The sequence below is a fragment of the Pseudomonas sp. WS 5146 genome, assembly GCF_012985495.1.
In the GTDB taxonomy this organism is placed as follows: Bacteria; Pseudomonadota; Gammaproteobacteria; order Pseudomonadales; family Pseudomonadaceae; genus Aquipseudomonas; species Aquipseudomonas edaphica.
Map to the genome: position 1 here is coordinate 1 of NZ_JAAQWL010000012.1, position 25650 is coordinate 25650.

General features: G+C 62.4%; 24 protein-coding genes. 4 read left to right on the top strand and 20 right to left on the bottom strand.

Annotation, left to right across the window (positions count from 1 at the left end; genetic code table 11):
- Nucleotides 1-436: 436 nt before the first annotated feature.
- The 13 genes from HBO41_RS24910 to HBO41_RS24970 all read right to left on the bottom strand — a co-directional run bounded on the left by HBO41_RS24910 (nucleotide 437) and on the right by HBO41_RS24970 (nucleotide 14557).
- Complete coding sequence (locus HBO41_RS24910) at nucleotides 437-691, bottom strand: hypothetical protein (RefSeq protein ID WP_017136281.1); 255 nt, start codon at nucleotides 689-691, stop codon at nucleotides 437-439.
- A gap of 89 nt (nucleotides 692-780) precedes the next feature.
- The gene (locus tag HBO41_RS24915; RefSeq protein WP_169988113.1) at nucleotides 781-2181 is read right to left on the bottom strand and encodes an amidase; all 1401 of its coding nucleotides are present in this window, start codon (nucleotides 2179-2181) and stop codon (nucleotides 781-783) included.
- Complete coding sequence (locus HBO41_RS24920) at nucleotides 2178-3446, bottom strand: Zn-dependent hydrolase (RefSeq protein ID WP_169988115.1); 1269 nt, start codon at nucleotides 3444-3446, stop codon at nucleotides 2178-2180. Before HBO41_RS24920 ends, HBO41_RS24915 begins: the two co-directional genes overlap by 4 nt.
- A 14-nt stretch (nucleotides 3447-3460) precedes the next feature.
- Nucleotides 3461-4156 carry an ABC transporter ATP-binding protein gene (locus HBO41_RS24925; protein WP_017136278.1) on the bottom strand — a complete coding sequence of 232 codons (696 nt, stop codon included), beginning with the start codon at nucleotides 4154-4156 and terminating at the stop codon, nucleotides 3461-3463.
- Nucleotides 4156-4905, bottom strand: coding sequence for an ABC transporter ATP-binding protein (locus HBO41_RS24930; RefSeq protein WP_017136277.1), 750 nt, complete (start codon nucleotides 4903-4905; stop codon nucleotides 4156-4158). Before HBO41_RS24930 ends, HBO41_RS24925 begins: the two co-directional genes overlap by 1 nt.
- Entirely contained in the window at nucleotides 4902-5912 is a 1011-nt protein-coding gene (locus HBO41_RS24935; protein WP_169988118.1) for a branched-chain amino acid ABC transporter permease, read from the bottom strand. Before HBO41_RS24935 ends, HBO41_RS24930 begins: the two co-directional genes overlap by 4 nt.
- Before the next feature lies 1 nt (nucleotide 5913).
- Complete coding sequence (locus tag HBO41_RS24940; protein ID WP_056861341.1) at nucleotides 5914-6774, bottom strand: branched-chain amino acid ABC transporter permease; 861 nt, start codon at nucleotides 6772-6774, stop codon at nucleotides 5914-5916.
- 57 nt (nucleotides 6775-6831) lie between these two features.
- Complete coding sequence (locus HBO41_RS24945; protein ID WP_099549984.1) at nucleotides 6832-8034, bottom strand: ABC transporter substrate-binding protein; 1203 nt, start codon at nucleotides 8032-8034, stop codon at nucleotides 6832-6834.
- 243 nt (nucleotides 8035-8277) lie between these two features.
- Complete coding sequence (locus HBO41_RS24950) at nucleotides 8278-9045, bottom strand: FadR/GntR family transcriptional regulator (protein ID WP_017136273.1); 768 nt, start codon at nucleotides 9043-9045, stop codon at nucleotides 8278-8280.
- 109 nt (nucleotides 9046-9154) lie between these two features.
- Nucleotides 9155-9913: an alpha/beta fold hydrolase gene (locus tag HBO41_RS24955; protein WP_017136272.1), complete on the bottom strand. Its 759-nt coding sequence runs from the start codon at nucleotides 9911-9913 to the stop codon at nucleotides 9155-9157.
- Between the two features lie 100 nt (nucleotides 9914-10013).
- Nucleotides 10014-11417: an efflux transporter outer membrane subunit gene (locus HBO41_RS24960; protein ID WP_169988120.1), complete on the bottom strand. Its 1404-nt coding sequence runs from the start codon at nucleotides 11415-11417 to the stop codon at nucleotides 10014-10016.
- Complete coding sequence (locus HBO41_RS24965) at nucleotides 11410-13395, bottom strand: MacB family efflux pump subunit (RefSeq protein WP_169988122.1); 1986 nt, start codon at nucleotides 13393-13395, stop codon at nucleotides 11410-11412. The genes HBO41_RS24960 and HBO41_RS24965 overlap by 8 nt, the downstream gene beginning before the upstream one ends.
- Nucleotides 13385-14557 (bottom strand): efflux RND transporter periplasmic adaptor subunit, encoded by a 1173-nt coding sequence (locus tag HBO41_RS24970; RefSeq protein ID WP_169988125.1) that lies wholly within the window; start codon nucleotides 14555-14557, stop codon nucleotides 13385-13387. Before HBO41_RS24970 ends, HBO41_RS24965 begins: the two co-directional genes overlap by 11 nt.
- A gap of 257 nt (nucleotides 14558-14814) precedes the next feature.
- On the opposite strand from HBO41_RS24970, the gene HBO41_RS24975 reads away from it, so the two are divergent.
- The 4 genes from HBO41_RS24975 to HBO41_RS24990 all read left to right on the top strand — a co-directional run bounded on the left by HBO41_RS24975 (nucleotide 14815) and on the right by HBO41_RS24990 (nucleotide 18984).
- The gene (locus HBO41_RS24975) at nucleotides 14815-15297 is read left to right on the top strand and encodes a sigma-70 family RNA polymerase sigma factor (protein ID WP_017136268.1); all 483 of its coding nucleotides are present in this window, start codon (nucleotides 14815-14817) and stop codon (nucleotides 15295-15297) included.
- Nucleotides 15298-15416: 119 nt separating this feature from the next.
- Nucleotides 15417-16754, top strand: coding sequence for a lysine N(6)-hydroxylase/L-ornithine N(5)-oxygenase family protein (locus tag HBO41_RS24980; protein ID WP_017136267.1), 1338 nt, complete (start codon nucleotides 15417-15419; stop codon nucleotides 16752-16754).
- 179 nt (nucleotides 16755-16933) lie between these two features.
- Nucleotides 16934-18154, top strand: a complete 1221-nt coding sequence (locus tag HBO41_RS24985) for a putative DNA modification/repair radical SAM protein (RefSeq protein WP_017136266.1) — start codon at nucleotides 16934-16936, stop codon at nucleotides 18152-18154.
- Complete coding sequence (locus tag HBO41_RS24990) at nucleotides 18151-18984, top strand: TIGR03915 family putative DNA repair protein (RefSeq protein WP_017136265.1); 834 nt, start codon at nucleotides 18151-18153, stop codon at nucleotides 18982-18984. Before HBO41_RS24985 ends, HBO41_RS24990 begins: the two co-directional genes overlap by 4 nt.
- Nucleotides 18985-19520: 536 nt before the next feature.
- On the opposite strand, the gene HBO41_RS24995 is transcribed toward HBO41_RS24990, so the two are convergent.
- The 7 genes from HBO41_RS24995 to ctlX form a co-directional block, all read right to left on the bottom strand.
- On the bottom strand, nucleotides 19521-20018 hold the full coding sequence (locus tag HBO41_RS24995; RefSeq protein ID WP_003192319.1) for an Lrp/AsnC family transcriptional regulator: 498 nt from the start codon (nucleotides 20016-20018) through the stop codon (nucleotides 19521-19523).
- A gap of 4 nt (nucleotides 20019-20022) precedes the next feature.
- Complete coding sequence (locus HBO41_RS25000) at nucleotides 20023-20853, bottom strand: ABC transporter ATP-binding protein (protein ID WP_178111031.1); 831 nt, start codon at nucleotides 20851-20853, stop codon at nucleotides 20023-20025.
- Nucleotides 20854-20856: 3 nt separating this feature from the next.
- A complete protein-coding gene (locus HBO41_RS25005) occupies nucleotides 20857-21570 on the bottom strand; it encodes an ABC transporter permease (protein WP_056861353.1) in 714 nt (237 codons plus the stop codon).
- Nucleotides 21567-22268, bottom strand: coding sequence for an ABC transporter permease (locus tag HBO41_RS25010; protein ID WP_017136263.1), 702 nt, complete (start codon nucleotides 22266-22268; stop codon nucleotides 21567-21569). Before HBO41_RS25010 ends, HBO41_RS25005 begins: the two co-directional genes overlap by 4 nt.
- 154 nt (nucleotides 22269-22422) lie before the next feature.
- Nucleotides 22423-23202, bottom strand: coding sequence for an ABC transporter substrate-binding protein (locus HBO41_RS25015; protein ID WP_169988128.1), 780 nt, complete (start codon nucleotides 23200-23202; stop codon nucleotides 22423-22425).
- A gap of 226 nt (nucleotides 23203-23428) precedes the next feature.
- On the bottom strand, nucleotides 23429-24475 hold the full coding sequence (locus tag HBO41_RS25020; RefSeq protein WP_017136262.1) for an ornithine cyclodeaminase: 1047 nt from the start codon (nucleotides 24473-24475) through the stop codon (nucleotides 23429-23431).
- An 11-nt stretch (nucleotides 24476-24486) separates the two neighbouring features.
- Nucleotides 24487-25413 carry a citrulline utilization hydrolase CtlX gene (gene ctlX, locus HBO41_RS25025; RefSeq protein WP_099549987.1) on the bottom strand — a complete coding sequence of 309 codons (927 nt, stop codon included), beginning with the start codon at nucleotides 25411-25413 and terminating at the stop codon, nucleotides 24487-24489.
- Nucleotides 25414-25650: the final 237 nt, after the last annotated feature.

Here is a 25650-nt window from a genome sequence, read left to right on the forward strand (position 1 = left end):
TGCTGTTGCTGTTGCTCCGGCCCTTACATCCTTTTCGATGACGAAGTCAGCGGTCTTTTGATCTGCGCTTTTGATCTTGATCTGAAATCGCCCCGTCAAACACGATGGCCGGAATTCGACAGGGATTTGGGGGGTAAACCGGCAGGGATGCCGGTTTAGCCGCGCTGGGCCAAGGATGGCCCATCGCGGCGGCCCCCCAAATCACTGGCGGATTGCGGGCATGCCGAGCCACAGCGAGGCACCGAGTGTTGGGGCGAGGACCTTTTGCTTACTTTTCGGTCCTTCGAAAAGTGAGTCGCTGTAAGAGCGAAACCATAGGCCGCCGTTACCGCAGCAATGGATATGTACCCCGACCAAACACCCCGCCAAACCGCTACCGCAGGCAAGCCAGCTCCCACAGTTGATGATTGCATTTCAGCCCAAGGCAGGCCGAACCCTAGTGAATACCGATGGACCAACTCTGCGTGGTCTGGTCTTCGTGCCGCTGCTCCAGGTCATCCTCATACTGACAACGCGGCCCCTTGCACTTGTACTCAAACGTCACCGGCGCCTGGGTCTGAACCGGGAACAACGATTTCGCCGTCGCCGGTGCATCGTGTGGCACCGCCTCAAGCACAGGCGCTTCGTAGCTCAAGTCCAACGCTGTGGCATGGACCATAACCGGCAGGACGGCGAGCACTGCACTCGCCATAAAAGTCCTTGTAAATAGCATCTAAAACAACCCGCGCAACAAAAAATGAAGCGCGGATTATAAGCCGGATGCGACCGCACATGCAGGGTTCAGAGCACCCGCGGTGCTTCAAGGTGTTCAGTAGGGAAGGCTTTGGCATAGGCCTGACACACCCTCAACACCTGCTCATCCGCAAACCGCGCAGCCACCACATGCAAGCCCACCGGCAAACCATTCGCTGCCAACCCGCAGGGCACCGAAGCTGCCGGTTGCTGCGTCAAATTGAAGGGATAAGTAAACGGCGTCCACTCCATCCATTCTTTCATCGACGAACCCGGCGGCACATTATGCCCAGCTGCAAACGCTGTAATCGGCATCATCGGCGAGACCAGCACATCATAATGCTCATGAAACGCCGCCATCCTTGCCACCAACGCCGCGCGGGCTTCAAGGGCGTCGTTAAAATCGCCGAGGCTTAACTGCTGGCCGTGTTCGGCAATACGCAGCAAACCGGGGTCCAGCAATTGTTTTTGCGCATCACTCATGGAGCCCGTGAGGCGAGCCGCACCGGCTGCCCACAAGGTGCTGAATACCTCCAGCGGGTCGCTGAAACCTGGGTCGATCTGCTCGACATGCGCCCCCAGCTGTACCAAACCCTCAACCGCCTGGGCGACCACTTTGGCCACCTGTGGGTCCACGTCCACATACCCGAACGTGGGACTGTAGGCCACGCGTAAACCCTTCAAATCCGTAGCGCCCGGCAACCACGGCGTATGGCGCGGCGCCCCGATCAGGCCATCACGCGCATCCGGTTGGGCCACGGTTTGCAGCATCAGTACCGTGTCTTCCACCGTGCGGGTCATCGGCCCCAGGTGCGACAAAATCGTCATGGAACTGGCCGGCCACTGCGGCACATACCCGAAAGTTGGCTTGATGCCGAACGTACCGGTGAACGCACAGGGAATGCGGATCGAGCCACCGGCATCGCTGCCCTGGTGCAGCACGCCCAGGTTCAGCGCCGCCGCCGCACCGGCGCCACCCGACGAACCGCCCGCTGTGGTGCGCGTGTCCCACGGGTTGCGCGTGATGCCGTACAGCGGGTTGTCGGTGACGCCTTTCCAACCGAATTCCGGCGTGGTGGTCTTGCCCAGCAGCACCGCGCCGGCTTTGCGCATAAAAGCCGAGAAGGGCGCATCCACATCCCACGGCCCGTCGGCAGAGGAGGTGCGCGAACCCTTGCGGGTGGGCATGCCAATGGTCAGCGTCAGGTCTTTGATCGAGGCAGGCACGCCGTCCAGTGCGCCGCAGGGTTCACCTTTCAACCAGCGTTGTTCCGAGGCCCGCGCAGCGTTCAATGCGCCTTCAGGGTCTACGTGGCAATAGGCGTTCACCACCGGGTTATAGCGCTCGATCCGCAGCAGAGCGTCTTCAGTGACGTCTACCGGTGACAGGGTCTTGTCGCGAAAATGCTGCAGCAGTTGCACCGCCGTCAGTTGGCCAATCTCACTCATGCCACCTCTCCCTGCGCCGCGTTGACCATGGCGCGCAGCAGCACCGCGCAGCCCGCCGCCAGGTCATCCGGCGCGGCGTTTTCGATTTCGTTATGGCTGATGCCGCCTTCGCACGGCACAAAGATCATCCCGGCCGGGCCGAGTTTGGCGACGAAAATCGCGTCATGCCCGGCGCCACTGACGATGTCCATGTGGCTCAAGCCCAATGCCTGCGCACCGTCACGCACGGCGTTGACGCAGGCTGGGTTGAAGTCCAGCGGCGGGAAGTCGGCGGTGGGCGTCAGTTCAAAGGTCAGGCCATGCCGGGCGCAGGTGGCTTCGATCACGCCGCGCACTTCATCGACCATGGCTTGCAGTTTGTCGGCATGCAGGTGGCGCAGGTCGATGGTCATGTGCACCTGGCCTGGAATCACATTGCGCGAGCCGGGGTGCAGGTTCAGGCAACCGACCGTGCCGCAGGCGTGCGGTTGCTGTTGATGGGCGATGCGGTTGACCGCGCTGACCACTTCGGCGGCGCCCACCAGGGCGTCCTTGCGCAGGTGCATGGGCGTTGGGCCGGCGTGGGCTTCGACGCCGGTAAGGGTCAGGTCGAACCACTTCTGGCCGAGGCAGCCCATGACCACGCCGATGGTGGTGGCGCGGTCTTCCAGCACCGGGCCTTGCTCGATATGCGCCTCGAAATATGCGCCGACCGGGTGGCCAAGCACCGCGCGGGAGCCGGCGTAGCCGATGCGCTGCAATTCGGCGCCCACGGACAGGCCTTGGTCATCGAGTTTGTCGAGGGTGTCCTGCAAGTCGAACTTGCCGGCAAACACCCCGGAACCCATCATGCACGGCGGAAAGCGCGAGCCTTCTTCGTTGGTCCACACCACCACCTCGATGGGGGCCTGGGTCTGAATATTCAGGTCATTCAAGGTGCGGATCACTTCCAGCCCGGCCATCACGCCGTAGCAGCCGTCGAACTTGCCGCCGGTGGGCTGGGTGTCGATATGGCTGCCGGTCATCACCGGGGGCAGGGCGGGATTGCGTCCGGCACGCCGCGCAAAGATATTGCCAATGGCATCGACACTGACACTGCACCCGGCAGCCTCGCACCATTGCACAAACAGGTCGCGGGCCTGGCGGTCGAGGTCGGTAAGGGCCAGGCGGCACACGCCGCCTTTGACCGTGGCGCCAAGCTGGGCCAGGTCCATCAACGATTGCCACAAGCGGTCGCGGTTGATCAGCGGGGCATTGCTCTTGAGCGGTTGCGCAAAACTATTCATGTGCAAATCTCCGGTCAGGCACTCAGGGCCAGGTAGCGGTTCTTGATGGTCGGGTCGGCGCGGAAGTCAGCGGCGCTGCCCTCGTATACGACGCGGCCCTGTTCGAGCACGTAATGGCGGTCGGCGAGCTTGTCGCAGACCATCAGGTTCTGTTCCACCAGCAACACCGGCAGGCCGTCGTCCTTGACCTTGCGCAGGATTTTCACCAACTCGTCAACGATCACCGGCGCCAGGCCTTCGGTGGGTTCGTCGAGGATCAGCAGCTTGGGGTCGTTGAGCAGCGCGCGGGCGATGGCGAGCATCTGTTGCTCGCCGCCGGACAGTGCGTGGCCGGCGTTTTTACGCCGTTCCTTGAGGCGCGGGAACATGCCGTACACGTCTTCGAGTTGCCAGCGGCTGGTCTTGCGCACGGCGATACGCAGGTTTTCCTCGACCGTCAGCAGGCGGAAAATCCCGCGGTTCTCCGGCACCAGCGCCAAGCCCTGACGGGCGATTTCAAAGATCTTCTGGCCCACCAACGCCTGGCCGTTGAAGTGAATCTGGCCCTGGCGCGGGCAGATAATCCCGAGGATGCTGCGCAGCGTGGTGGTCTTGCCCGCGCCATTTCGGCCCAGCAGCGTCACCAGTTCGCCGGGATTGACCGTGAGCGACACGCCTTCGAGCACATGGCTCTTGTCATAGTAGGAATGGATATTCTCGACAATCAGCATCAGGCAGCCTCCCCAAGATAAGCCGTACGCACACGCTCATCGGCACGCACGAATTCCGGCGTGCCCTCCACCAGAATCTGCCCGTGACTCATCACGGTGATGCGTTGGCTGATGGACATGACAATGCTCATGTTGTGTTCGATCAACAGCACCGTGTGGTCGCGGCCAAGGTCGCTGATCAGCTGGGTCATGATCGGAATGTCATCGATGCCCATGCCCGACGTGGGCTCGTCGAGCATCAGCAGTTTGGGTTTGGAGCAGATCGACATGCCCACCTCCAGCACGCGTTGCTGGCCGTGGGATAACTCGCCCGCCAGGGTGTCGGCGCGGCGGGTCAGTTGCAGGCGTTCGAGGACTTGATCGGCCATCTCCAGGTGCTCGCGCTTGCTGTCGACGCGGCGCCAGAAGTTCAGCGCCCGCGCACCGTCGCGGCCTTGGGCGGCCAGGCGCAGGTTTTCGCGCACGCTGAGGTTCTGGAACAGGCTGGTGAGCTGGAACGAGCGCGCCATGCCCAGGCCCACACGGCCGTGGGCCGGTTTGCGTATCAGGTTCTTGCCGTCAAAATGAATCGCCCCGGCGGTGGCCTGGCGCTCGCCGGTGAGGCAGTGAAACAGGCTGGTCTTGCCCGCGCCGTTGGGGCCGATAATGGTGTGAATGGTGCCGGCTTCGACCTTGAGGTTGACGCCGTTGACCGCATGGAACGCGCCATAGGCCAGTTCCAGGTCTTTGGTTTCCAGCAGGATGCTCATAGCCCTTCCTCCTTGGCGACGACGGCGGTCTTGCGGCTGCCGCGTACCCGTTCGAACAACGACGCGAGGCCGCCCCACAAGCCGCCGCGCATGAAGATCACCACAAAGATCAGGATCACACCCAGCAGCATCAGCCAGCGTGGCCACAGGTCGGAGAGGAAGTCCCCCAACAGCACGATGGAGCCTGCGCCCAGCAATGAGCCGAACAGCGAGCCGGTGCCGCCGACGATGGTCATGATCAGGATGTTCTCGGACATCGCCAGGTCGATGTTCGACAGCGGCACAAAGTGCAGCAGCATCGCGTACAGCGCCCCGGCGATGCCGGTGACCGCGCCGGACAGCACGAACACCAGGATCTTGAAGTGGCGCGTGTCATAGCCGATGGCCGAGGCGCGGGTTTCGTTTTCGCGGATCGCCATCAAGGTGCTGCCGAATGGCGAGGTGATCACTCGGCGCGCGCCGATAAAGATCAGCAGGAACAGCACCGCGACAAAGCCATAGAACACCCGGGCATCGGCCAGCGACAGCAGCACGGTGTCACCGATGCGGATTTCCGGGCGCGGCACACTGAGCAGGCCGTTGTCGCCGCCGGTCCAGTCGCTCAAGGTGTAGGCGACGAAGTAGGCCATCTGGCTGAATGCCAACGTGAGCATCACGAAGTAAATGCCGGTGCGCCGGATTGCCAGCGCGCCGACCAGAAGCGCCAGGAAACCACCGGCAATGGCCGCGCCGAGCAACGCGGTGAACAAGCCCAGTTGCAGGTGGATCATCAGCAGCGCCGCGCAATACGCACCGGCACCAAAGAAGATGCCTTGGCCGAACGACAACAGCCCGGTGTAGCCCAGCAACAGGTTGCAGGCCAGCGCGGCGAGGGCAAAGATCAGGATCTCGGTGGCCAGGGTGGCCGAGGGCAGAATCAACGGCAAGCCGATCAGCACCGCCAGCACCCACAGCAACATGGCTTTGGATTGGGTTTTGGCAAACGGCAGGGGGTTTTTCTCGCTCATGTCAGGCTCTCCCGAACAGGCCGTAAGGGCGTACCAGAATCACCACGGCCATCGCGCCGTAGATCATCAGGCTCGCGCCTTGGGGCCAGAGTGTGGTCATCAGGCTTTGCACCACGCCCACCAGCAAACCGCCGACCAGCGCACCGCTGAACGAGCCCATGCCGCCGATCACCACCACCACGAAGGCCACGCCGAGGATCTCCGGGCCGACAAAGGGTTGCGCGCCGCGCAACGGTGCAAACAGCACACCCGCGACACCGGCCAGGGCCACGCCGAGGGCAAAGGTCATGGAAAACAGACGGAAGATATTGGTGCCCAGCAGCGACACGGTTTCGGTGCTTTCACTGCCGGCGCGCACCAGGGCGCCGAAGCGCGTGCGCTCCAGCAGCAGCCACAAGGCCAGGCCGATCAGCGCGGAAAACACGATGAGAAACAGGCGGTAGTAGGGGTAGACGAAATCGCCCACCACCAGCACGCCGCGCAGCAGTTCAGGCACGGCGACACTTTTGCCCACCGGGCCCCAGATCATCACGCTGGCTTCCTGGATGATCAGCGCGATCCCCAGGGTCACCAGAATCTGGAACATGTGTGGCAAGTGGTAAATCCGCTGGATCAACAATCGCTCGATCACCCACGCCAGCGCGGCCACCACCAGCGGCGCGATCAGCAGCGCCAGCCAGAAGTTGCCGGTGAGGCTTACGGCGGTGTAGCAGATGTACGCACCCAGCAGAAAGAACGCGCCGTGGGCGAAGTTGACGAAGTTGAGCAGGCCGAAAATGATCGTCAGCCCGACCGCGATCAGGAAGTAGATCATCCCCAACCCAAGGCCGTTGAGGATCTGGAACAGGTAAAGATTAAGCATGCAGAAACCCTCGGCAGGCAGCCGCTCGCGCGGCCCTGCGCTAAGCAATTCAGGGGATCAGGCGAGCGTGCAGCCCGTCGCCTCGACCGGCGGGAACGATTGCCCGGCGCTGAGCACCTTGGCCAGGTCGTCCTTGTCGGCCATGTCGCCGGCGGCTTTGCCGATCAGCAGGTAGTAATCCTTGATCACCTGATGGTCGCCGGCGCGGATCGACTCCTTGCCGGTCGGGCCTTCGTAGCTCAAGCCTTGCAGGGCTTTGGCCACGGTCGGGCCGTCGAAGCTGCCGGTGCTGATGATGGTTTCCAGCATGACTTTGGTGCTGATGTAATCAGCCGCCAGCGGGTAGGTGGGGTTGATGCCGTATTTGGCTTGAGTGAGCTTGACCAGTTCACGGTTGAGCGGGGTGTCGACCTGGTGCCAATACTGGGCGCCGAGGTACACGCCTTCGAGCACGTCGCTGCCCAGTTCCTGGAACTGGTCGAGCCCGGCGGACCATACCAGCAGCACTTTCATGCGCTCCTTGATACCGAAGTTCACCGCCTGGCGCAGGGTGTTGGACGACTGGCTGCCGAAGTTGAGCAGTACCAGCACATCGGGTTTGGCGGCGATGGCGTTGGTCAGGTAGCCGGAGAATTCCTGTTCCTGCAATGAGTGGTAGCTGTTGCCGACGTGTTCCAGCCCGTTGTCTTTGAGCACGGTTTTCGCGCCTTCGAGCAAGGCTTCGCCAAACACGTACTGCGGGGTGATGGTGTACCAGCGCTTGGCGTTGGGCAGCAGCTTGATCAGCGGCAGCATGGTTTCGCGGATCGCGCCGTAGGTGGGCACCGACCAGCGGAAGGTCGCCTTGTTGCAGTCTTTGCCGGTGACTTCATCGGCGCCCACCGGGGTCATGAACACGCCGCCGACCTTGTCGACTTCCTTGGCCACCGCCAGCGCGGAGGACGACAACGTGCAGCCCTGGAAGAACCGCGCGCCGTCCTGCTGGATCGCTTCCTGGACCTTGCGCACGGCTTTGCCGGCATTGCCTTCGGTGTCGATGACCTTGTAGTTGAGCGGGCGGCCGAGTAACTCGGGGTGCTGTTCCACCGCCAGGCGCGAACCCATGTCGGCAAACTTGCCATAGCTGGCAAACGCGCCGGACATGGACTTGAGGCCGTAAAAGGTAAAAGGCTCGGCGGCGAATGCAGAGCGCACACTCAGCGGAAGGCTGAGCGCGGCTGCGGCGGTAAGACTGGCTTTCAACAACGTACGACGCTGCATGGGGTGACTCCCTGGTTTAGTTATTGGCAGGAGCGGCAAGGGCGATACGGTGGAGCAAGGGCCTGTGGGCAGGCCTGTTATTGAATTGGGTGAAACGGTCTAACGGTTGGAACCGGCTCAAGTGTGGGAGCTGGCTTGCCTGCGATGGAATCAGTCAGGTTCAACTGATACACCGAGGCGCCCGCATCGCAGGCAAGCCAGCTCCCACATTGATTGGGTTTTCATATTGGGATGGGGTGCGCCTCAGCTATGATCAAACTCCAGCAAAAAGTGCGGGCTGACCTCGCCTTCCAGCGCCGTCATGTGGTGTTCGGCGTCGCACATATGTTCATGCATCAGGTTGCGCACGGCCGTTTCATCACCGGCGCGAAAGGCCAGCAGCAACTGCTTGTGATAGTCCAGGTTGGCCGCGTCAAACTGTTTGCGCTTGGGCTTGTAGGCTTTTTTCAGCACCACCAGGTCGCGCAACAGGTCGTTGAGAAACTGCGCCATAAAGCTCAGCAGCGGGTTGGGGCAGGCCTTGGCCAACAGGTTGTGGAACTCCAGTTCCGCCAGGCGCTGTTCGCGCTGGCCGGCTTCGCTGTCTTCGGGTGCGCTGCAAAAATCCACGTTGTCTTGCAGGGCTTGATAGTCGTCTTCGCTCAAACGACCCAGCACCGATACTGCCAGTTCTACCTCGATGACCTTGCGCAGTTGGTACACCTGCTCGCCATCCAGGTGCTGGAAGTGCAGGTAGTTACGCAACGCGCGGCTGGCCGGTTCAGTGCCGGCCTGGTTCAGGTAGGCGCCACCACTGGGGCCGGTGCGTGTGCTCACCAGGCCTTCCACTTCCAGGGCCTTGAGCGCTTCACGGGCCGAGCCTTTGGAGCACTGGAAGCTTTCCATCAGCTCGCGCTCGGTAGGCAGGCGGTCGCCGGGCTTGAGCGCGTCGGTGACGATCGAGCGTTTGACCGACTCGACAATCACATCGGAAAGCTTCTGGCGTTTGCGTCGTAGCGGGCGGCTGAGCATGCTGTTCTATTGATCCTATTAATGCGGATTAATAGCACTTAATAACGATTGAGCCGGATCGTCAACGCAAGGTGTCGTTTTCGGCCTGAAGTGGTCGCAAATGCGCGGGTTATTCCCAGCTGCCGAGGTCGAGGCAGCGTGTGGACGCGGGCGGCTGTTTGCCGAATACGAGAAAATCGCCGACCCAGCGGTTAATGCACCCGGCGGCGGTGCCAGGCCGGGCTGGCTCTTTGAGCAGCAATTGCTCGATGCCGGCAGCGACCGGCTCGGCCTGCTCGGCATTGACCAGCACCATGCGTGCGACGCGCTCGGGAAACAGCGCGGCATAGCGGCTGCCGAGGCGAGTGGCCTGCGCGTTGCCGAGGTAATTGAGCTGGGCCTCGCCGAGTTGGGCGCGCACATACTCCATATCACGCGCCGCTTGCTCTACGCCGCTGGGCTGGCTCAGGTCACGGGGGCTCAGTTCGATCACGTCATAGCGGTTGGTCAAGGTGCGATAGGCCTGGGTAGCATAGGACTCCCAACGGCTGGTCAGGTGCAGGGCGAAGGTTGCGCCTTGGCCCTTTGGCGGCTCGCCACCCTGGATAAACACCACGCCTTCACGGCTGAGCGGCTGGCGGGCGCCCACGCGGGTCAGGGCCAGGCGCACACTGCCGCGTTTGGGCGCGGCATAGTCGCGGGGCACATTCACACTGGCGCATTGGGTGCGTTCCAGCACTTCGGGGTCCGGCCGCTCCTGGGCGGGGAAGGGGCAATCCAGCAGCCAGTCAATCGCGGTCGGCGCGATCAGCGGCTCGGGCAACGCCTGGCCGGCGATCAGCCAGAGGCCGATACACGCCAGGTTTTTTACCAGAACGCTGGGTTTCATCAGGAGGGTCCGGGCTGCCGTATGAGGACGGCTTTTTTACCAAGGACCCAGGGTCGAAGAATGTAGGGCGAATAAACGCTTTGTGTAGGAGTTTACAGTTTTATTGTCGGATCTGCGTATCCCAGCCGCCGCCCAGCGCTTTGTACAAGGCAATGCTGGCTTGCAGCCGCGACAGCCGCAGTTGCACGTTCGAGTCTTGGGCCGCATACAAGGTGCGTTGGGTTTCCAGCACCGTCAGCAAGTCCTCGGCGCCTGCCTGGTAGCGGCTCTCGGAGATCTGGAAGGCGGCCTGGGCCTGTTGCAGCTCCTCGGCCTGCCATTGGCGTTGCTGGTCCAGGCGCGTGATGCTGCTGAGGGCTTTCTCCACATCGGCAAAGCCGTTGATGATCGCACCGCGATAGGTTTGCAGCAGTTCATCCTGGCGGGCGCGAGCCTTGTCGCGCTCGGCGCTTAATCGGCCATTGTTGAAGATCGGCGCGACCAGCCCCGAGGTCAGGTTGTAGAACGGGCTGCGCAGGATGTCTTCAGCTTTATAGGCGCCGGAGCCAACTGTCGCGCCCAAGGTTACGCTGGGCAGCATCGCTGCGCGTGCCACCGTGACGTCGGCACTGGCCGCCGCCAGTTGCGCCTCGGCGCGGGCCAGGTCGGGGCGACGACTGAGCAATTGGCTCGGCACGCCCGGGCCAATGGTTGGCCAGGTCAGCGCCTGGAACGGCTCGGTGCCCAGGTCCAGGGCTTGTACGGGTTGACCGAGCAGGGCGGCGAGGGTGATCCGCGATTCTTCGGCCACTTGCGCAATCAGCGGCAATTGCCGTTGTTGGCCGGCCACCAGGCTTTTCTGTTGGGCCAACTCCAGGGCGGTGGCGGAGCCTGCGCTGTAGCGGGTTTGCACCAGGTCCAGCACGTTGCGCGCATTGGCCAGGTTCAGCTCGGCGATCTGCTGGCGTTGCTGCGCGGCGAGGGTTTGCGCGTAGCGGTCGGCGACGTTGCTGAGCAGGGTCAGCTCCACGGTGGCCTGGTCGAACTCACTGGCGCGCAGGCTTTGCAGGGCGCTGTCGCGGGCGGCAACGCGGCCGCCCCAGAAGTCCAGTTCATAGCTGGCTGAGAGGTTGGCACCGAAACTGTCGACGGTCTTGTTGCTGTCGGTGGCGTCCAAGGAGGCATTGCCGCTGCCGCGCAGCAGTTTTTCACGGCTGGCGGTGAGGTTGAACTTGACCTCAGGTAACAACGGCGCCCCGGCAATTACCGCACTCGCCTGGGCCTGGCGCACGCGTGCCATGGCGGCGGCCACGTCATAACTGTCGCGTCGCGCCTGGTCGATCAGGCGGTTGAGCGGCGGGCTGCCGAAGTGTGTCCACCAGCGTTGGTTGGTCGCCTGCGTGGCATCGCGTTCGGCGTACTGCCAGGCGGGCGGCGGCGCGAGGCCGCTGTCGACGCTCGGCGGGTTGCCGGTACAGGCGTTGAGCAACAGGCATACGCCCAGCAGGGAAGATCGTTTATTCACTGGTCAACGCCTTAACCGGATCGAGCCGGGCAGCTTTACGGGCCGGCATAAAGCCGAATACGACACCGGTGACCAGCGCACAGCCAAACGCGCCAAACACCGCCACCAGGGAAAATTGCACCGCCACCTCGGCCAGTACCAGCACGCCGCCCACCAGCAGCGCGAGGGCGATGCCGAACAGGCCGCCAACCACCGAGAGCATCACCGCCTCGGTGAGGAACTGGCGCAGGATGTCGCGCTGGCGCGCGCCGGTGGCCATGCGAATGCCTATTTCGCGGGTGCGTTCACGCACGGTCATCAGCATGATGTTCATTACACCGATCCCGCCCACCAGCAGGGAAATCGCCGCAATCGAACCGAGCATCAGCGACAGCGTGTTGGCCGTGCGGGCTTCGGCCTGGATCATCGCGGCGTTGTTGGTCAACTGGTAGTCACGTTTACCGTTGTGCAGCTTGAGCATCAGTTGATCAATGGCCATTTCAGCCTCATGGACCTTGCGCGCATCGGCGGCGGCAATCGCCACGTATTCGGGGTTATAAGTGCCGAACAGGCGCACGCTGGCGGCGGTATACGGGATGGCGACCCGGTCATCGCTGTCTTTATTGCCGGAGGCGGAGCCTTTTTCGGCGAGGACGCCGATGACCTGGAAAGGCACGTTTTCGATCAGGATGTATTGGCCGATCGGGCTGGCGACGTTTTTGAACAGCTTTTCGCGGATACGGTGGCCGATGACCGCGACGGTGGCGCCGGCGCGCTCGTCTTCCTGGGTGAAATAGCTGCCCTCGACCACCGGCCAGTTGAAAATTTCGGGGAAGTTGACGTCGTTGCCACCCACATAGGCCAGGTAATCCAGGTTGCCAAAGCGAACCCCGGCGTCGTTGCCGTTGACCGGCATGATGCGCTTGACCTGGGGCAACATCGCCAGTGCCGCGACATCGTTGAGGGTCACGATACCCGGCGGCGTGCGCGGGTTGGGCGAGGAGCCGCTGAGGTAAATGATATTGGAGCCGAACGCGCCCATCTGCGCCATCACCTGGCGCTTGCTGCCTTCGCCGACGGCCAGCATCACCACCACGGACGCCACGCCAATCACGATCCCCAGCAGCGTCAGCGCGGTGCGAAAACGATTGATCCACATCACTCGCCAGGCCGCGCGGACCGCATCGAGCAGTTCGGCTTTCCAGGCACCGTTGTGCTCGGCACCGTCGGCCAGGCGCTGGCGCAGGTCGACGGCTTGCAGCGCGTCGCTGTTGGCCATGGCCGGTACATGGGTGTCACTGTGCGCCGAGTCGCTGATGATCTGGCCGTCACGAATCTCGATGATGCGGTTGGCCCGCGCCGCGACTTCGCGGTCGTGGGTAATCAGGATCACCACATGGCCCTGGCTCGCCAGTTCGTCCAGCAGCGTCATCACCTCGGCGCCGCTGTGGCTGTCGAGGGCGCCGGTGGGTTCGTCGGCGAGGATGATATGCCCGCCGTTCATCAGGGCGCGGGCGATCGACACCCGTTGCTGCTGGCCGCCGGAGAGTTGGTGCGGGCGGTTGGCGGTGCGGTCGGCCAGGCCCAGGCGCGTGAGCAGGGCCTTGGCGCGGGCATGCCGCTCGGTGGCGCTGATGCCGGCATAGATCGCCGGCATCTCGACGTTTTCCTGGGCCGAACCGGACGGAATCAGGTGGTAGCCCTGGAACACAAACCCAAAGGCCTCGCGGCGCAGCCAGGCCAGTTCGTCGCTGCCCAGGTGCGCGACGTTTTCGCCGGCGAACAGGTAGTCACCCTCGGAAGGGCGGTCGAGGCAGCCGAGGATGTTCATCAGCGTGGACTTGCCGGAGCCGGAGGCGCCGACAATGGCGACGAATTCCCCGGCGTGGATCGACAGGTCGATGCCGCGCAACACGTCGACCTGCGGGCTGTCACCGCCGCCGTAGGATTTGCGGATGTTCTTGAGTTCGATCAGCGGCGTGGTCAACTCAACCCCCATTGCCGTCGGCTGGGCCGATCAACACGTGGTCGCCCTCGCTGAGGCCGTCCAACACTTCGACGCGCAAACGGTCACTGATGCCCAGGCGCACGTCGCGTTCTTCGATTGAGCCGTTTTTGGCCACGACGCGGGCGGTCTGTTTATCGGTGCCGTGGCTGCCGAGCAAGGCCGCAACCGGCACGGTGAGCACATCCTTGACCTGGCTGGCGACGAAAAAAACTTGGGTGGTCATTTCGGCCATCAGGGCATTGTCGGCGTTGTCCACATCCAGCAGCACGGTGTAGAGCACCACGCGACCGCTCCCGCTTTTGCTGGTGCTGCTGGGGCTGCCGTTGCCCTGGCTGGTTTCATTCAGGGGCTTGGGCGGGATCGGCAGGATCTGGCGCACGGTACTGGTCCAGCGCCGGCCGCCGCCGCTGAGCGTGGTGAAATAGGCGGTCATGCCGGGTTTGACGTGGCCGATGTCGGCTTCGGAGACCTCGGCCCATACGGTCATCGGCGACAACTTGGCGATACGCAGGATCAACGGGGTCTGCTGCTGGGCGTTGAGGGTCTGGCCGACCCGCGCATCCACCGCCACCACCGTGCCGCTCATCGGCGCGAAGATGCGTGTATAGCCCAATTCGGCCTCGTCGCTGCGCAAGCTGGCCTGGGCCTGGCGGATCTGCGCCTGAAACATGTCGACCCGTGCCTGGGTGGCACTCAGCTCGGCCTTGGCGGTTTGCACGTCTTCTTCGCGGGTGGCGTTGCCGGCCACCAGGCGTTGCTGGCGCTGGTATTTCTGGCGCGCCAGTTGGTGCTGGGCTTTCTGCTCCTGCAACTGGGCCTTGAGGTTGTCGATGGCATAGCGGCTGGCATCGAGCTTGGCCTGCTGCGTGGCCGGGTCGATTTCGACCAGCAACTGGCCTTCTTTGACCTGGTCACCGGCCTCGACATGGATCTTGCGGATCTGCCCGGATGCCTGTGCGCCCACATCGACATACCGGCGTGGTTGCAGGGTGCCCAGCGCCGTGACGCTGTTTTCGATATTGCCGCGAGTGACGGTGACAGTGGCGAGGCTGTCGCGGCCCGGCGGCAGTATCTGCCAGGCCGCCAGGGCAACGATGGGAATCAGGCACGCGACAACCAGCAGGGCGCGTCGGGCGGGGCGAGGGCGTTTCATGCGTTGGTTCCAGCCGGGAAGTGTGGACCGCAGTTAGCGGAGGGCTGACAGTTATACGAGAAAATTGCCCGACGATTTAGGCGCTTACATAGGTAGTAACAGCTCTGTCGAATAAAAAAATCGACGGTTGATGCAAGACTTCTTTAAAAGTAGATGAGAATTACTATAAATTGCACGCACTCAAACTGCCATCATCCATGGCCTGTCTTCGTAAGCACTCAAGGAACTGATGCCGTCCCCCCAGACGGTCGGGAGTCATGTTGGAAAACTACTATCGCGAGCTGGTGTGTTTCCTCAACGCCAAGCTGGGCAACCGTCAGGTGGCCGAAGATGTGGTGCATGACGCCTACGTGCGAGTACTGGAGCGCGCCAGCGACACGCCGATCGAACAGCCGCGCGCGTTTTTGTACCGTACTGCGCTGAACCTGGTGATCGACGGCCATCGGCGCAATGCCTTGCGCCAGTCCGAGCCGCTGGAGGTGCTGGACAGCGAAGAACGCTTCGCCACCAGTTCGCCCCACGCCAGCCACGATCAGGCCCAGCGCCTGGCCCTGCTCGAACGTGCCCTGGCCGAGCTGCCCAGCGCCTGCCGCGACAGCTTCCTGCTGCGCAAGCTCGACGGCCTTTCTCACCCGCAGATCGCCGAGCGCCTGAGCATTTCCCGCAGCCTGGTGGAAAAACATATCGTCAACGCCATGAAGCATTGCCGGGTGCGCATGCGTGAGTGGGACGCGCACTGATCACAGATCAGTTAAATTTTATTTCATTGTCCTCGTTTCCTATCAACACATGGCCTGTTGTTCAGGCTTTGCAGGTATTCCCGCCCCACCGCCAAGGGGCTTATCCAGAGGACACTGGAATGACACAGGCAATTGCTTCGCCCGCGGTTCACGATCTGATCGGGATCGGTTTCGGCCCTTCGAACCTGGCGCTGGCCATCGCCCTGCAGGAGCGTGAAAAAGCCCAGGGCAAACTGGACGTGGTGTTTCTCGACAAGCAGGCCGACTACCGCTGGCACGGCAATACCCTGGTCACCCAGAGCGAACTGCAGATTTCGTTCCTCAAGGATCTGGTGACGCTGCGCAACCCCACCAGCCCGTACTCGTTCGTCAACTACCTGAAGGCCCACGACCGTTTGGTGGACTTCATCAACCTGGGCACTTTCTATCCGTGCCGCATGGAGTACAACGACTACCTGCGCTGGGTCGCCGGGCAGTTCCAGGCCCAGGCGCGGTATGGCGAGGAAGTGCTGGCCATCGAGCCGATCCTGCACCAGCAGCAGGTTGAAGCGTTGCGCGTAATTTCCCGTGATGCCCAGGGCGAACAGCATGTGCGCACCACCCGTTCGGTGGTGGTCAGCGCCGGCGGCACGCCACGTGTGCCGGAGGCGTTCAAGGCGCTCAAGGACGACGGCCGGGTGTTTCACCATTCCCAATACCTCGAGCGCATGGCCCAGCAGCCGTGCGTGGACGGCAAGCCTATGCGCATTGCCATCATCGGCGGCGGGCAGAGCGCGGCCGAAGCCTTTATCGACCTCAACGACAGCTTCCCGTCGGTGCAGGTGGACATGATCCTGCGCGGTTCGGCGCTCAAACCGGCGGACGACAGCCCATTCGTCAACGAAGTGTTCTCGCCGGCCTTTACCGACCTGGTGTTCCAGCAAGTCGGCGCCGAGCGTGAGCGCCTGGTGGCCGAGTACCAGAACACCAACTATTCGGTGGTCGACCTGGACCTGATCGAGCGCATCTACGGGATTTTTTACCGCCAGAAAGTCTCCGGTATCAACCGCCAGGCCTTCCGCACCATGACCGTGGTCGAGCAAGCCACGGCCGGGCCGCTGGGCATCGAACTGGTGCTGCGCAACAACGCCAACGGCGACACCAGCGTGAGCCATTACGACGCGGTGATCCTGGCCACCGGCTATGAGCGCCAGATGCACCGCGAACTGCTGGCGCCCCTGCAAGCCTATATGGGCGACTTCGAAGTGGCCCGCGACTATCGGATCGTCACCGACGAGCGCTGCAAGGCCGGTATCTATATCCAGGGGTTCAGCCAGGCCAGCCATGGTTTGAGCGACACCTTGCTGTCGGTACTGCCGATTCGGGCCGATGAGATTGCCGCCTCGTTGTATGAAAACGATCGTCACCGTGGCAAGGCGCGCTCGGTGCAGGATTTACTGCTGGCCACTGCCAGCTGATTACTGTGGCGAGGGAGCTTGCTCCCGTTCGGGTGCGTAGCGCCCGCACGTTTTTGGGGCCGCTTCGCAGCCCAGCGGGAGCAAGCTCCCTCGCCACAAAAGGCGCGCTCCTACAGACGGCACTTGTGACAACGTCGGGCTATTGGTACTGTACAAAAAACCAGTATCGGTAGCCCTTCATGCAGTTGATCGAAAAACTCAGCATCCTCGCCGACGCCGCCAAGTACGACGCTTCCTGCGCCAGCAGTGGCGCGCCCAAGCGCAGCTCCGAGGGCAAGGCCGGGCTGGGTTCTACCGATGGCATGGGCATTTGCCACAGCTACACGCCGGACGGGCGTTGTGTGTCGTTGCTCAAGGTGTTGCTCACCAATTTCTGCCTGTACGACTGCCAATACTGCGTCAACCGCCGCTCCAGCGACGTGCCCCGTGCGCGTTTCAGCCCGGAGGAGGTGGTTACCCTGACCCTGGACTTCTACAAACGCAATTGCGTCAGCGGGCTGTTTCTCAGCTCCGGCATCATCCGCTCGGCCGACTACACCATGGAGCAACTGGTTCGAGTCGCCAAACTGTTGCGCGAAGAGCATGACTTTCGCGGTTACATCCACCTCAAGACCATTCCCGAAGCCGACCCTGCGCTGATCGTCGAAGCCGGGCGTTATGCCGATCGCCTCAGCGTGAACATCGAGTTGCCCACCGACGCCAGCCTGCAAACCCTGGCGCCGGAGAAGCAGATCGGCTCGATCAAGCAAGCCATGCAGACCATCTACACCGGCGAGCAGACGGTGTTCAACGAGCCGCGCGCACCGCGTTTTGCGCCAGCGGGGCAGAGCACGCAGATGATCGTCGGCGCCGATGACACCGACGACAGCACCATCCTGCACGGTGCCGAGGCACTGTATGGCAACTACAAGCTGCGGCGCGTGTATTACTCGGCGTTCAGCCCCATCCCCAACAGCCCCAAAAGTGTGCCGCTGGCCGCGCCGCCGCTGATGCGTGAACACCGCCTGTACCAGGCCGACTTTCTGCTGCGCAGTTACGGTTTCAGCGCCAATGAGCTGTTCGAAGGCCCAGGCCATCTGGCGCTGGATATCGACCCCAAGCTGGCCTGGGCGCTGGAGCACCGCGAGGTGTTCCCGCTGGACCTGAACCGCGCCGAACCCACGCTGATCGCGCGTATCCCCGGCATTGGCCTGCGCACCACCCAGCGCCTGGTCGACCTGCGCCGCGAACGCAAAATTCGCTTTGAAGACCTGGCGCGCATGCGTTGCGTGCTGGCCAAGGCCAAGCCGTTTTTCATCACCAGCGACTACCACCCGCAACAGGCAGACAGCACCAGCGTGCTGCTGCGCGAGCAATTGCGCGATCGCCCTCAGCCGCAACAAATGGGGCTGTGGGGATGATCAGCCTGGAATGCGACAACCTGTTCAGCACCTGGCGCGAGCAGGCGCGCTGGCTGCTCAGCCATCAGGTCGACCCCAGCCAGGTGAGCTGGGGTGAGGCCGAAGTGGCGGACCTGTTTGCCACGGACGAGCCTGTGCCTGAGCAGCTCGGGCCGTTTCAGGCACGAATCCCCAAGGCGTTGCTGGAGTTGTTGGAATCGGCCGCGTGTTACCACGGTGATCAGCGTTGGAGCCTGTTGTATGAGGTGTTGTGGCGTGTCAGCCATGGCGACCGCACCGCGATGCTGGCCGGGGACAAGTTGGGCAGTGAGTTACAGCGGCGCATCAAACAGGTCAGCCGCGAGGCCCATCACCTGCATGCGTTTGTGCGGTTTATTGCCTTGCCTGCGCAGGCCGGCCCGCAGTTGCCTGAGTATGTGGCGTGGCATGAGCCGGCCCATGACATCTTGAAGTCCGCCAGCCAGCATTTTGTCGGGCGCATGGGCCGCCATCGCTGGATGATCGCAACGCCTTTGGACGGTGTGTATTACGACGGTGAGCAGTTGATTCATCAACGCCAGTGCCCTGAGGCATGGCAACAGTTGGCGCAAAATGTCGAAGACCCACACAGTGCGATGTGGCTGACCTATTACAGCCATATCTTCAACCCGGCGCGGTTAAACCCCAAAGTGATGGAAGGGCATTTGCCCAGCCGGTTCTGGAAGAATCTGCCGGAGGGCAAGCTGATACCGGGGTTGATCAGCGAGGCGCGCACGGGCAAGCAGAAGGATGGGCAGGCGAAGCTGATCGGGGCCAGGCCGGGCAAGAAAATCTCAAGCGGGCACAGTTAAAAATGTGGGAGCTGGCTCGATGATCGTTCCCACGCTCTGCGTGGGAATGCCGCCCTGGACGCTCCGCGTCTGCTTTGAGGTCGTGACGCGGAGCGTCACTGGATGCATTCCCACGCGGAGCGTGGGAACGATCTATGGGCAGGCGAAGCTTATTGGCGCCAGGCCGGGCAAGAAAATCTCAAGCGGGCACAGTTAAAAATGTGGGAGCTGGCTCGATGATCGTTCCCACGCTCTGCGTGGGAATGCCGCCCTGGACGCTCCGCGTCTGCTTTGAGGTCGTGACGCGGAGCGTCACTGGATGCATTCCCACGCGGAGCGTGGGAACGATCTATGGGCAGGCGAAGCTGATCGGGGCCAGGCCGGGCAAGAAAATCTCAAGCGGGCACAGTTAAAAATGTGGGAGCTGGCTCGATGATCGTTCCCACGCTCTGCGTGGGAATGCCGCCCTGGACGCTCCGCGTCTGCTTTGAGGTCGTGACGCGGAGCGTCACTGGATGCATTCCCACGCGGAGCGTGGGAACGATCTAGCGTGGGTTTCAGGCCAGTTCGGTCGCGGTGTTTTTGACTACCGCCAACTCCGGATGCGCCACCAACTTATCGATGTGCAGCTCATCGTTGTTCAGCCAGGTCTCCGTCAGCACCCGGTAATGCTCCATATCCCGGCAGCGCATGCGCAAGCTGTAGTCGAACGGCCCGCTGATCAGTTGGCACTCGAACACCTGCGGGCAGGCTTTGACGCAGGCCTCAAAGGCCTTCTGCGCCGAGCGCCCGCTCTGATTGGACAAGGCCACCAGCACCAGCAGCGACAGCCCTGGCGAGACCATCTGCACATCGATGATCGCCCCATAACCACGGATCACCCCGCGTCGCTCCAGCTTGCGCACCCGTTCCAGGCACGGCCTGGGTGTCAGGTGTACAAGCGAGGAAAGCTTTTCGTAGGTGATACGCCCCTGGTGGCGCAACACGTCGATGATCGCCTCATCGATGCGGTCCAGCGTGGGCGAAGAGTGGGGTCCGTTGGCCTTGGTATCCATGAGTTCACTTCAAACGGTTGGAAAGAAATTGCTGCAAGCGTTCGCTGTTGGGATGGTCGAGGATCTCGGCGCCGCCTTGTTCCTCGACTCGGCCCTGGTGCAAAAACAGCACTTGGCTGGACACCTGGCGGGCAAAGCCCATTTCGTGGGTGACCATCAGCATGGTACGACCTTCCTCGGCCAACGTCTGTATGACTTTGAGGACTTCTCCTACAAGTTCCGGGTCCAGCGCTGAGGTCGGTTCATCGAACAGAATAATTTCCGGCTCCATCGCCAATGCCCTTGCGATGGCCACGCGTTGTTGCTGGCCGCCGGACAGAAACGCCGGGTATTGATCGGCCACGCGGCCGGGCAGGCCGACCTTGTCCAGGTACAGGCGTGCGCGTTTTTCCGCCTCTGCCGCGCTCACGTCCAACACCCGGCGCGGGGCCATGGTGATGTTTTCCAGCACGGTCATGTGGCTCCACAGGTTGAAGTGCTGGAACACCATGGCCAGGCGTGTGCGCAGGTTTTGCAGTTGTTCCTGGTGCGGCGCGCGGGTGCCGGCGCGGCCCTGGCGCATTTCGATGCTGATGCCATCGAGGGTGATGACCCCGGCGTCCGGCTGTTCGAGAAAGTTGATGCAGCGCAGCATCGTGCTTTTGCCCGAACCGCTGGCGCCGATCAGGCTGATGACGTCGCCGTTGCGTGCATTGAGGGACACGCCCTTGAGCACTTCGTGGTCGCCGTAACGTTTGTGGATGCCTTCGACTTGAAGCTTGATCGCAGCGGTTGCCGGTTTGGCAACGGGGGCGTCAACAGGGTAAGCGGCCAGGGCCTGCGCGGACTGATTCATGGGTTAGCCTCGGGTAGGAACAAGAAAACGCATCCAGCGACGTTCGGCCAGTCGGAACAGGCCCACCAGTGCAAAGGACAGCAGCATGTAGAGCAGGGCGGCGATGCCGAAAGCCTGGAACGTCAGGAACGTCTCGGCGTTGGCGTCGCGGGCGACCTTGAGGATATCGGCGACGGTGGCGGTAAAGGCCAGCGAGGTAGCGTGCAACATCAGGATCATTTCATTGCTGTAGGCCGGCAGCGCACGGCGCAGCGCGGCGGGCACCACCACAAACAGGTTGAGGCGCCAGCCGTGCAGGCCATAGGCACGCGCGGCTTCGATTTCTCCGTGGGGAATGTTGCGGATCGCCCCGGCGAAGATTTCCACGGTGTAGGCGCAGGTGTTGAGCACAAACGCCAGCAACGTGCAGTTGAGCGCATTACGGAAAAACTGATTAAGTAGCGCGTTGTCCTGCACCACTTCCAGGCTGTAAAGCCCGGTGTAGCAAATCAGCAATTGGATATACAGCGGCGTGCCACGAAACAGATAGGTGTAGACCTCCACCGGCCAGCGCAGCCAGACGTGCTGCGAGACGCGCGCCAGCGCCAGCGGGATCGACAGCACAAAACCTGCGACCACCGAGATGATAAACAGCCACAAGGTCATGGCGACTCCGGACAACCCTGTGCCATCGCTGAACAGGTAGGCCAGGCCGTATTGCTGGAACAGTTCGATCATCGCGCCATCCCCTTGATGCCGAGGTTGTAGCGCCGTTCGAGGCGCTTGAAGATGCGGTTGGAGAGGGTGGTGATCACCAGGTACACCAGGCCCGCGAGGATCAGGAAGTACAGTGGCTCATTGGTGGTCTTGCCCGCGTTTTGCGCAGCCTTGACCAGGTCCGACAGGCCGATGATCGACACCAGCGCCGTGGACTTGAGCAGCACCAGCCAGTTGTTGCCCAGGCCCGGCAGGGCAAAGCGCATCAGTTGCGGGAACAGCACCAGGTGAAAGCGCTGCCAGCGGCTCAGGCCGTAGGCGGTGGCGGCTTCCAGTTGCCCGGCCGGCACACTGAGAATGGCGCCGCGAAAGTTTTCGGTGAAATACGCGCCGTAGATAAACCCCAGGGTGATCACCCCGGCGGTAAACGGATCGATTTCAAAGTAATCCCAGCCGAACACTTCGCTCAGGTCGTTGAGCCATAGTTGCAGGCTGTAGAAAATCAGCAGGATCAGCACCAGGTCCGGCACGCTGCGTATCAGCGTGGTGTACAGGGTGGCGGGCACGCGCAGCCATTTGGCGCTCGAAAGCTTGGCGCCGGCGGCGATCAGGCCCAGGGCGAGGCTCAGGGTCAGCGCCAGCAACGCCAGCTTGAGCGTCATCCAGGCACCCTGGGCCAGCATCGGGCCGTAGCCTTGCAGGTTGAGGAGTTCGTTCATTGAGGAGATCTCGATCAAGCACAGAGATTAACGGTGGGAGCTGGCTTGTGTGGGAGCTGGCTTGCCTGCGATGGCGGTCGCCGCCTCCAACATCTACAGTGGCTGACCCACCGCTATCGCAGGCAAGCCAGCTCCCACAGGGGCCGGCGTAGGCCTATTCGTTGTAAATATCCTGATCGCCGAAGTACTTCTTCTGGATCTGTGCGTAGGTGCCATCGGCCTGCACGGCGGCGATGCCCTTATTGATCAGCGCACGCAGTTCGGCGTCGTTCTTGCGCAAGCCCATGGCGATATCCAGCGGCAAGGTCGGGTCCTTGAAGGCCGGGCCGGTCTTGTAGTCGGCGCCTTCAGGCTTGGACAGGAAGTTGAGCTGGGCTTCGAGCTTGTCGGTCAGGGTGGCGTCGAGGCGGCCGTTTTGCAGGTCGGCGTAGTTCTGCTCCTGGGACTGGTACGCCTTGATCTGCGCGCCGAGCCTGGCCAGGTGCGCACGTGCATAGGCTTCCTGCAGTGAACCTTGCAGCACGCCCACCTGCTTGCCTTTGAGCGACTCCGGCGTGTCGCCGAACTCGGCGTTTTTACGGGTGATCACCGAGGTGGGGCTGAGGAACAGGCGGTCGCTGAAGTCGATGACTTTTTCGCGAGCCGGTGTGACCGCCATGGACGACATGATCGCGTCGAACTTGCGCGCGCGCAGGGCCGGGATCATGCCGTCGAATTCGTTGTGCACCCAGGTGCATTTGACTTCGAGCTTGGCGCAGATGGCGTTGCCCAACTCGATATCAAAACCTTGCAGGCTGCCGTCGGCGGCGACGGACTCAAAGGGCGGGTATTCGGGGAACACGCCGAAGCGGATTTCTTTCCAGTCCTGGGCGTGGGCGGCGCTCGCGCACAGTGGCAACAGCAACGCGGCGAAGAGTGATCGCAATGGAGTCATGTGACAGTCCCTATATTTTGTAATTGATGTAAGGGCGGTGAATCGCTGGGAGCAGAGAATGCTTCATGGTGGTGCGTTTTTTGTGTCGTTTACCCCGTGCATAAAGCGCAAATTGCGCTGTTAAAAAGCGCAATGCAGCGGAATCGGCTGCGGCACGCGCAAAATCGGCTTTTAACTGATGTAAATCCGGCCTGCCTTGGGCGCAAAGCGGCAGGCCAGAGCGGTTTCAGGCGCGCTTTTTGTGCTGTACGCATGGCTGTTGGGCCAGGCGTGCAAACAGGTCTTTCGGGTCGGCGAGGTCCGGCACCAGCTCAAGTGTGCTGCCCACATCCAGCGCCTTGGCCACGTCCAGCACGTAACGCAGGGCCGAGTAGTCTTCGATGGCAAAACCCACCGAGTCGAACAGCGTGACTTGGCGCGCGTTCTCGCGGCCGGGCTGCTGGCCATTGATCACTTGCCACAGCTCGGTCACCGGCGAATCTTCGGGCATGTGCTGGATTTCACCTTCGATACGGCTTTGCGGTTCGTACTCGACGATCACCCGGGCGCGCTCGACGATGCGGCGGTCCAGCTCGGTTTTGCCGGGGCAGTCGCCACCCACGGCATTCAGATGCATGCCGGGCTCGATCATGTCGTCGGTGAGGATGGTGGCGTAAGCCTTGTCGGCCGTGACGGTGGTGACGATGTCCGCGCCTTTGACCGCTTCGGCCACGCTGGCGGCCAGGATCACCTTGATCGCCGGGAACGCCTTGAGGTTGGCCGCCAGCTTGGCAGTGGCCTTGGCGTCGATATCGAACAGGCGGATTTCGGTGATACCGAGCATGGCGTGGAAGGCCAGGGCCTGGAACTCGCTTTGCGAGCCGTTGCCGATCAACGCCATGCTGCGGCTGTTGTCGCGCGCCAGGTAGCGGGCTACCAGGGCAGAGGTGGCCGCGGTGCGGATCGCGGTGGTCAGGGTCATTTCGGCCAGCAGCACCGGCTTGCCGGTGTCGACATCGCCTAGGGCGCCAAAGGCCATCACTGTGAGCATGCCGGCCAGAGTGTTCTTCGGGTGGCCGTTCACGTACTTGAAGGCGTACAGCGAGGCGTCGGACACCGGCATCAGCTCGATCACGCCGTCCGGCGAATGGTTGGCCAGGCGCGCGCACTTTTCGAAGTCCTGCCAGCGCAGGTAGTCGGCGCGGATGTATTCGGCCATTTCGCTGATGCAGGTTTGCAGGCCTTTTTGTGAAACCAGGTAGCTGAGGTCGTTGACGTCGATATAACGGGTCATGGCAAGACTCCTTATTGAAATGAGGCGCGGGCGGGCAGGTGCACTTCCGCCAGCATGCAGCGGGCACTGCCGCCGCCGATGCGTTCGATGTTGTCGATGTTCACCACCACCGGGCGGGTGTGGCGTTCTACATGCGTGCGCTGGGCCGGGTGCAGGGCGCTCCAGGCGCTGGCCGACATCACCAGCAGCGGCTGGCCGTCACGGTCGTGGACTTCAAGCATGTTGCCGGCGAAGGCTTCGAGCTGGTCGAAGTCGAGGGCAAGGATGTCTTTGCCGGTGTCGCGCAGCGAGCGTTCCAGGGCCTGGCGTTCGCTGGCATCGGGCAGGGCTTGCAGGCACACCACCGAGAGGTCGCGGCCGACACTCATCATCACGTTGCTGTGGTAGATCGGCGCGTGGTGGCGGTCGACGGCGTGGAAGACGCAGAGTTGGTAGTCGAGGCGTTCGGCGAACTGGCGCAAGGCGTCTTGGTGGGTACGCCCGGAGTGGCAGGCATAGCTGATACGGTGCTGGCGGTCGAGCACCATGCTGCCGGTGCCTTCGAGGAAGATGTTCTGTTGTTCGAGGGGGCTGAGGTCGATGGTGCTACGGATCGCAAAACGCTGCTCCAGCACTTGCAGCACACCTTTGTTGCGCTCCAGTCGTCGGTTCTGGCCTTCCATCGGGTACAGCACCAGGCTGCCATCGGCGTGGCTGCTCCACCAGTTGTTGGGGAAGATCGAGTCGGGCGTGTGGGGTGCCGGGGTGTCTTGCACCACCAGCACCTCTACGCCATGTTGGCGCAGGGTATCGACATAGCCGTCGAACTCCTGCAGCGCTTTTTGCTGCGCGCTCAGCGGGTCAAGTGGCTGGCGTTGGAAGTGGTTGTTGATCGCGGTATCCGGGTTGAAGGCAAAGCGCGCCGGGCGAATCATCAAGACAGTGTTGGTGGTTTGCATGGGGGCACGAATCCATGGGGTGAGCAGTGGGGCTATTTTGTGCGCTGTGGCGGGTGAATCCCGGCTGATATAGCGGGGCGGCTCAGCCGGGAAAGCTGAAAAGTGGGGTAGGGCAGCCGAATCGGCTGGCGAGTTGAAATGCAATCAAACTGTTGGAGCTGGCTTGCCTGCGATGGCGGTCTGTCTGCGCCAGATGCGCTGACTGACAGACCGCTATCGCAGGCAAGCCAGCTCCCA

What these genes read in the sequence shown, in the direction of transcription:
- HBO41_RS24910 (WP_017136281.1), bottom strand. Translation starts at nt 691, where the DNA reads ATGGCGAGTGCAGTGCTCGCCGTCCTGCCGGTTATGGTCCATGCCACA.
- HBO41_RS24915 (WP_169988113.1), bottom strand. Translation starts at nt 2,181, where the DNA reads ATGAGTGAGATTGGCCAACTGACGGCGGTGCAACTGCTGCAGCATTTT.
- HBO41_RS24920 (WP_169988115.1), bottom strand. Translation starts at nt 3,446, where the DNA reads ATGAATAGTTTTGCGCAACCGCTCAAGAGCAATGCCCCGCTGATCAAC.
- HBO41_RS24925 (WP_017136278.1), bottom strand. Translation starts at nt 4,156, where the DNA reads ATGCTGATTGTCGAGAATATCCATTCCTACTATGACAAGAGCCATGTG.
- HBO41_RS24930 (WP_017136277.1), bottom strand. Translation starts at nt 4,905, where the DNA reads ATGAGCATCCTGCTGGAAACCAAAGACCTGGAACTGGCCTATGGCGCG.
- HBO41_RS24935 (WP_169988118.1), bottom strand. Translation starts at nt 5,912, where the DNA reads ATGAGCGAGAAAAACCCCCTGCCGTTTGCCAAAACCCAATCCAAAGCC.
- HBO41_RS24940 (WP_056861341.1), bottom strand. Translation starts at nt 6,774, where the DNA reads ATGCTTAATCTTTACCTGTTCCAGATCCTCAACGGCCTTGGGTTGGGG.
- HBO41_RS24945 (WP_099549984.1), bottom strand. Translation starts at nt 8,034, where the DNA reads ATGCAGCGTCGTACGTTGTTGAAAGCCAGTCTTACCGCCGCAGCCGCG.
- HBO41_RS24950 (WP_017136273.1), bottom strand. Translation starts at nt 9,045, where the DNA reads ATGCTCAGCCGCCCGCTACGACGCAAACGCCAGAAGCTTTCCGATGTG.
- HBO41_RS24955 (WP_017136272.1), bottom strand. Translation starts at nt 9,913, where the DNA reads ATGAAACCCAGCGTTCTGGTAAAAAACCTGGCGTGTATCGGCCTCTGG.
- HBO41_RS24965 (WP_169988122.1), bottom strand. Translation starts at nt 13,395, where the DNA reads ATGGGGGTTGAGTTGACCACGCCGCTGATCGAACTCAAGAACATCCGC.
- HBO41_RS24970 (WP_169988125.1), bottom strand. Translation starts at nt 14,557, where the DNA reads ATGAAACGCCCTCGCCCCGCCCGACGCGCCCTGCTGGTTGTCGCGTGC.
- HBO41_RS24975 (WP_017136268.1), top strand. Translation starts at nt 14,815, where the DNA reads ATGTTGGAAAACTACTATCGCGAGCTGGTGTGTTTCCTCAACGCCAAG.
- HBO41_RS24980 (WP_017136267.1), top strand. Translation starts at nt 15,417, where the DNA reads ATGACACAGGCAATTGCTTCGCCCGCGGTTCACGATCTGATCGGGATC.
- HBO41_RS24985 (WP_017136266.1), top strand. Translation starts at nt 16,934, where the DNA reads ATGCAGTTGATCGAAAAACTCAGCATCCTCGCCGACGCCGCCAAGTAC.
- HBO41_RS24990 (WP_017136265.1), top strand. Translation starts at nt 18,151, where the DNA reads ATGATCAGCCTGGAATGCGACAACCTGTTCAGCACCTGGCGCGAGCAG.
- HBO41_RS24995 (WP_003192319.1), bottom strand. Translation starts at nt 20,018, where the DNA reads ATGGATACCAAGGCCAACGGACCCCACTCTTCGCCCACGCTGGACCGC.
- HBO41_RS25000 (WP_178111031.1), bottom strand. Translation starts at nt 20,853, where the DNA reads ATGAATCAGTCCGCGCAGGCCCTGGCCGCTTACCCTGTTGACGCCCCC.
- HBO41_RS25005 (WP_056861353.1), bottom strand. Translation starts at nt 21,570, where the DNA reads ATGATCGAACTGTTCCAGCAATACGGCCTGGCCTACCTGTTCAGCGAT.
- HBO41_RS25010 (WP_017136263.1), bottom strand. Translation starts at nt 22,268, where the DNA reads ATGAACGAACTCCTCAACCTGCAAGGCTACGGCCCGATGCTGGCCCAG.
- HBO41_RS25015 (WP_169988128.1), bottom strand. Translation starts at nt 23,202, where the DNA reads ATGACTCCATTGCGATCACTCTTCGCCGCGTTGCTGTTGCCACTGTGC.
- HBO41_RS25020 (WP_017136262.1), bottom strand. Translation starts at nt 24,475, where the DNA reads ATGACCCGTTATATCGACGTCAACGACCTCAGCTACCTGGTTTCACAA.
- ctlX (WP_099549987.1), bottom strand. Translation starts at nt 25,413, where the DNA reads ATGCAAACCACCAACACTGTCTTGATGATTCGCCCGGCGCGCTTTGCC.